Raw genomic sequence first — 5,997 nt, 5'->3', positions numbered from 1 at the left:
TATCAGGATGAAAACCCGCGCGGTTTCGGTATGCTGCAGTTGGATCACGATTTCCAGGATTATCAGGACGTGATTGGCTGGTACAACAAGCGTCCCAGCCTGTGGGTGGAGCCGGTCGGCAAGTGGGGTAAAGGCGCAATTAACCTGATGGAGATCCCCACAACGGGCGAAACGCTGGATAATATTGTGTGCTTCTGGCGCCCGACGGAAAGCATCAAAGCGGGTAGTGCGCATAGCTTTAGTTACAAGCTTTACTGGAGCGGCCTGCCACCGGTTCACAGCGACCTGTCGCGCGTGAAGTCGACGCGCACCGGTATGGGCGGCTTCCCTGAGGGCTGGGCACCAGGCGAACATTATCCGGACGTCTGGGCGCGTCGTTTTGCGGTGGATTTTGTCGGCGGCGATTTGAAAGCGGCCGCACCAAAAGGTATCGAGCCGGTGATTACCACCACGTCGGGCACCGTTAAGCAGGTCGAGATCCTGTACGTGGAGCCGATAGACGGCTATCGCATTTTATTTGACTGGTATCCGAACAGTGATTCCGTCGAGCCGGTTAACCTGCGTCTGTTCCTGCGCACCAAAGATGAGACGCTGACCGAAACCTGGCTCTATCAGTACTTCCCACCCGCGCCGGATAAGCGTAAATACGTAGATGACCGCCAGATGACGGCGGGCTAAACGCTAACAGGCGAGGGATTCCTCGCCTTTTTTTATGGGTGCCCCTTAATGGAAAGTGACTTATAGGCACCCCGGCTAATTTTTATTGCCCGCAGGACGTTGGCAGCAGACCACCTAAAGGTTCCTGTATGCATTCCATCGAAACATAACGCAGCCTGGACTGACCTTGATAAAAAAAGCAGAAGACCGGTTCTGTTCCGCACTCTCTGTTTTACAGATGTGCAGTGAACTCCATCAGCGCGGCTACCAAAAATTGCGCATTTACCCTGCTCTGTCGCCCTCAGGTACCCACTGGCGGCTGGCACTTGCACCCTCCTGCTGCTTTTCACGCTGGTGTCTTCCTCCGCAAGCACGTCCGGGCCTGATTGCTCACTACAGCAACACAGACCAGGAAGCACTCATCCATTGGACAGCAAACGATGTGCTAACCCCACCACAGCTGGCCGACAAGTTTATCTTTACCTTTCCAAAGTTAACGAAGCACTGCAAAGGTCACGACGCGGCTCATAGCCTCTGGCTGCAAGAGTTAACAGAACAGTGTATTGAGCATCGAGCCTTGCCATGGTTTCAGGCTGATTGGGATTATGATTTAAGCCACGGGGTGCCTCTGACCAATGGACATACTTTTCGTCTGCCGCCAGAAGCAGTACCCGGACGCTGGGGGAAATTAAGGTTAAAACTTCTCGGTTTTTAACGTTCACACCGGCGCTCTTTCCATATCCACATGCGGAATGCCATCCTCCAGGTAGACCTCGCCCGTTGGCCTAAAGCCGAACTGAGCATAGAAATCCTGAAGATGCGCCTGAGCAGATAAAAAGATCCCATGCTGCGGCCAGTATCGCTCGCAGCAGGCTATGGCCTGCTCCATCAGCCGGTTACCCAGCTTCTGACCTCGTGCCTGGCCAGAGACAATGACCCGCCCAATCTTTGCTGGCGCACCGTTGCTTTCCGGCGCAAGCAGGCGCGCGTAAGCCAGCAGCTGATTGTGCTCTGTCCCCAACAGATGACGGTTTCCCCCTGCCAGATCCGCGCCGTCCACGTCCTGATAAGGACAGTTCTGTTCCACGATAAATACCGCGTTGCGCAGCGCCAGGATCTGGTACAGCTGAGTTGCAATAAGCTCACTATGGTGTAGATTCTGCCAGCGGATCGCCATGTTCTTTTCTCCCGGTCAGCCTCTTTTTATGGCCAGATAAATGATGCTGCCCTCCTTTCTGAAGAGGCTTAAGGCTTTGTATGACAAAAATTACCAATAATAAAGAGTACTTTGAAGATTCTTTTGACAACCTGACGCTGCCGGATGCCCGTTTTGAAGGCATCATTTTTGAAGAGTGTGACTTTAGCCACTGTAACTTTACCGCCGTTAAGTTTGTCCGCTGCAGATTCATTCATTGTCGCTTCGACCAGTGCAATCTCAGCGTGATGGAAATGCCCGATACGCGCTTTAATGAGGTTAGCTTTACCGAATGCAAGCTCAGCGGGACAGACTGGACGCGCGCTTACTGGCCTGCTTTTAATCCGGATCCCGAGCTGTGCTTCACCCAATGCCTGTTGAACAACGCCTCTTTTTTTGGCCTGACGCTGCAGGGGCTGAAAATGTTGGCGTGCCGACTGCATGATGTGGATTTCAGAGAGTGCGATTTGAGCAAGGCCGAACTGCTCGACTGCGATCTGGCCGGCAGCCTGTTTAACAGAACGATTCTCCAGGCAGCCAATTTTACCGCCTCGCACGGCTTCACGATTGACGTGCTGAACAACCCGATTGCTGGTGCAACGTTTTCGCGGCTGGAAGCTTTAAGCCTGCTGGAAAGCCTGGGGATCGAACTGGTAGATTGAAAAATGCATGGCCGCGAGCAAAAAAACTTCGCCCTATTGTTCACTCTGCGGGAAAACCTAGATATCTAACCGGCGGCTTAAAAAAGCATGACCACGAGTAAAAAAACTCCGCCCTGTTGTTCAGTCTGCGGGAAAGCCCAAATCTCTAACCGGCGACTCAAAAAAGCATGGCCGCGAGCAAAAAACTTCGCCCTGTTGTTCAGCCTGCGGGAAAACCTGATTACTGAACCGACGGCTTAAAAAGCGTTATCGCGAGCAAAAAAAATCCCGGCCTGTTGGGGCCGGGATTTTTCAGTGCGCCTGCTGCGTTACATCAGCGGCTGTGCCATTTGCACCAGCGAAATCAGCGGCTGCGGGTAAATACCCAGCACCAGTACCAGAATCGCCGAGATCAGAACGACCACGCCGCCTGCGGTAAAGGCCCAGTTGGCTGGCGTATCACGCTGCAACAGTTCCGGCGGATTCAGGTACAGGCTGACGGTCACGCGCAGGTAGTAGTAAAGGCCGATGGCGCTCCCTACCACGACCGCACCGGTCAACCACCACAAATGTGCACCCACGCCCACGGCAATCACGTAAAACTTCCCGATAAAGCCCAGCGTCATTGGAATACCTGCCAGCGACAGCATCATCACTGTCATCACTGCTGACAGGATCGGACGGTGCCAGAACAGGCCGCGATAAGAGTAGAGCGAGTCTGCGTCCGGACCGCGATAAGGGCTGGACATCAGACTGACGACGCCGAACGCGCCCAGGCTGCTGAACAGGTAACCCGCCAGATAAACGCCTACCGTTTCCAGCGACAGCTGATGCGTCTGGATAGCGATTAGCGCCACCAGCAGATAGCCCAGATGCGCAATGGAAGAGTAACCCAGCAGGCGTTTAATATTGCTTTGCGAAATCGCCATCAGGTTGCCGAACAGAATCGAGGCAAAGGCGATGATCGCCAGCACCAGCCGTACGGCTTCACTGTCAGCGGCTGGCGCGTACAGGAACAGACGCATCACCACGCCGAAAATGGCGATTTTGCTGGCGGTCGCCAGGAAAGTCGACACCGGTGCAGGTGCGCCCTGATAGACATCCGGCGTCCACAGATGGAAAGGCACCAGCGACAGCTTAAAGCCTAAGCCCACGATCATCATGCCCAGTCCTGCCAGCAGCAGCGGCTGTTGCAGCATACCGTTATTCAGGCTGTGGCCCAGCGTAACGAAGCCCAGGTTGCCGGAGTTGGCATAAAGCAGCGCCATCCCGAACAGCAGGAAAGAGGAAGCCACGGCGGACATGATGGTGTATTTGATGCTGGCTTCGAGCGACCGTTTCAGCTGGAAGGCATAGCCGACCAGGCCAAACAGCGGCAGAGAAATCAGCTCGATACCGATAAACAGCGAGGCCAGATGATTGGCGCTCGCCAGCACCACGCCGCCCAGCGCCGCGATCAGCACCAGCAGGTAGAACTCTTCCTGATTATCCGGGTAATTGGTCAGCCACGGATAGGCGAAGGTGCAGGTCGCCAGACTGGCCAGAATCACCAGCCCGGTGTAGAGCATGGAATAACCATCGACGCGCAGCAGCGGCGTCACATCCATGGCGCCCGCGTGTCCCACAAACCACAGCGACAGCAGCGCCAGGTTCAGCCCTACTACCGCCAGCGTGGCATTAACAAAGTGGTTGCGCCGCCACGCAATGGAGAGCATCACGACTACCACCGTCAATCCGACGATCAGCATGGGCAGCAGCGCGATCAAATGTTGAGGAGTTATTGTCATGGCGAATTACGGCCTTGTAGTTGAAATTGAAGCGGTAAACCACTGCTGAATATTGCTCATTGCAGCATGTGAGGTATCCAGAATCGGCTGTGGATAGACGCCCAGCAGCACCAGCAGCACTACCAGCACCATAATCATCAGAAACTCGCGCGGCGACATGCCCCGCAGCGGCGTCTCTGATTTCGGTGCGCCGTAATAGGCGCGCTGCATCATAATCAGCGAGTAAACGGAAGCGAACACCAGCCCGAAGGTAGCGATGACGATGATGGTCGGCACCGAGCGGAAGCTGCCGGTCAGGATCATAAATTCGCCAACAAAGTTCCCGGTACCCGGCATCCCCAGATTCGCTACGGCAAAGAACAGCGACAGACCCGGCAGCCACTTGATGCGCGACCACAGTCCGCCCATCTGACGCATATCGCGGGTATGCAGGCGTTCATAAAGCTGACCACACAGGATAAACAGCGCCGCCGCAGAAAGGCCGTGTGCGATCATCTGCACGACCGCGCCCTGGAAAGCGAGCTGGCTGCCGGTGTAGATAGCAATCAGCACAAAACCCATGTGCGAAATCGAGGTGTAGGCGATCAGGCGTTTGATATCGTACTGCGAGAAGGCCATCCAGGCACCGTAGAAAATCCCGATGATCCCCAGCCACATTGCAATCGGCGCGAACTCAGCGGACGCGTTAGGGAACAGCGGCAGCGCAAAGCGCAGCAGACCGTAAGCGGCCGTTTTCAGCAGAATCCCCGCCAGGTCAACGGAACCCGCGGTCGGGGCCTGACTGTGCGCATCCGGCAGCCAGCCGTGCAACGGCACCACCGGCATTTTTACCGCAAAGGCGATAAAGAAGCCCAGCATCAGCAGATACTCAACGCTATGGCTCATCGGCGTTTTCAGCAGATCGGCGTAGTTAAACGTCCAGACGCCCGTGGCGTTGTAGTTAACAAAGACCAGCGCCAAAATGGAGATCAGCATGACCAGACCGCTGGCCTGGGTATAAATAAAGAATTTGGTGGCCGCGGTGATACGCGTTTTCCCATCCGACGCCTTGTGTCCCCACAGCGCGATCAGGAAGTACATCGGCACCAGCATCATTTCCCAGAAGAAGAAGAACAGGAACAGGTCAATAGCCAGGAACACGCCGATGACGCCGCCCAGGATCCACAGCAGGTTCAGGTGGAAAAAGCCCTGCCACTTCTCAATTTCATTCCAGGAACAGAGAATGGCCATCACGCCCAGTAGGCCGGTCAGCACCACCATCAGCAGCGACAGGCCATCCAGCGCCAGATGCACGTTAATACCGAAACGCGGTATCCAGGAAACCAGATACTCAGATTGCCACTGCGGCAGCCCGGTAGCCTGGGTCAGCGAATAGCCTCCCTGTAGCCACAGCTGCAGCGAGAGCGCCAGCGTCAGCCCCATCGAGATCAGCGCGATCCAACGCGGCACCTTGCTCCCGAAGCGTTCAAACTGCCAGCAAAGCAGGCCGCCGATGAACGGAATTAATATAAGCCAGGGTAATAACATGGCGATTTGATTCCCTTTTCTGAACCTGCATGGGCTATCTTACTGGCCATTTCTGCCCCGGCAGCGTTTGCACGCCTTACATACCAAAGTATGCTGCGGGTGCTGCGCGCTGGCGGGGACAAAACTGGCTGCGCCGATGACGCCCAACCGTCAGGTAATTTTTAACATTCTTTCATTCAGGGCGAGGCAG

The 5,997-nt window shown here is 55.4% G+C and carries 6 protein-coding genes; 3 read left to right on the top strand and 3 right to left on the bottom strand.

The window, feature by feature from the left end:
- Both RTK32_RS17770 and RTK32_RS17765 read left to right on the top strand, forming a co-directional pair.
- A partial coding sequence (locus tag RTK32_RS17770; protein ID WP_312046319.1) for a glucan biosynthesis protein occupies nucleotides 1–678 on the top strand: 678 nt, incomplete at its 5' end.
- Between the two features lie 166 nt (nucleotides 679–844).
- Nucleotides 845–1,372, top strand: a complete 528-nt coding sequence (locus RTK32_RS17765) for a hypothetical protein (protein WP_312046317.1) — start codon at nucleotides 845–847, stop codon at nucleotides 1,370–1,372.
- 3 nt (nucleotides 1,373–1,375) lie between these two features.
- On the opposite strand, the gene RTK32_RS17760 is transcribed toward RTK32_RS17765, so the two are convergent.
- Nucleotides 1,376–1,834 (bottom strand): GNAT family N-acetyltransferase, encoded by a 459-nt coding sequence (locus tag RTK32_RS17760; RefSeq protein ID WP_312046315.1) that lies wholly within the window; start codon nucleotides 1,832–1,834, stop codon nucleotides 1,376–1,378.
- An 80-nt stretch (nucleotides 1,835–1,914) separates the two neighbouring features.
- Between RTK32_RS17760 and RTK32_RS17755 the strand changes: the two genes are divergently transcribed.
- Nucleotides 1,915–2,514 (top strand): pentapeptide repeat-containing protein, encoded by a 600-nt coding sequence (locus RTK32_RS17755; protein WP_312046313.1) that lies wholly within the window; start codon nucleotides 1,915–1,917, stop codon nucleotides 2,512–2,514.
- A 308-nt stretch (nucleotides 2,515–2,822) separates the two neighbouring features.
- Here the strand turns inward: RTK32_RS17755 and nuoN are convergent, their stop codons facing one another.
- On the bottom strand, nucleotides 2,823–4,280 hold the full coding sequence (gene nuoN / locus RTK32_RS17750) for an NADH-quinone oxidoreductase subunit NuoN (RefSeq protein WP_312046311.1): 1,458 nt from the start codon (nucleotides 4,278–4,280) through the stop codon (nucleotides 2,823–2,825).
- 6 nt (nucleotides 4,281–4,286) lie between these two features.
- A complete protein-coding gene (gene nuoM / locus RTK32_RS17745; protein ID WP_312046309.1) occupies nucleotides 4,287–5,807 on the bottom strand; it encodes an NADH-quinone oxidoreductase subunit M in 1,521 nt (506 codons plus the stop codon).
- Nucleotides 5,808–5,997: the final 190 nt, after the last annotated feature.

The organism is Erwinia sp., assembly GCF_031978025.1.
In the GTDB taxonomy this organism is placed as follows: domain Bacteria; phylum Pseudomonadota; class Gammaproteobacteria; order Enterobacterales; family Enterobacteriaceae; genus Erwinia.
Note: the sequence above shows the minus strand (reverse complement) of the source record. Positions and strands in the feature narration are given on the sequence as shown.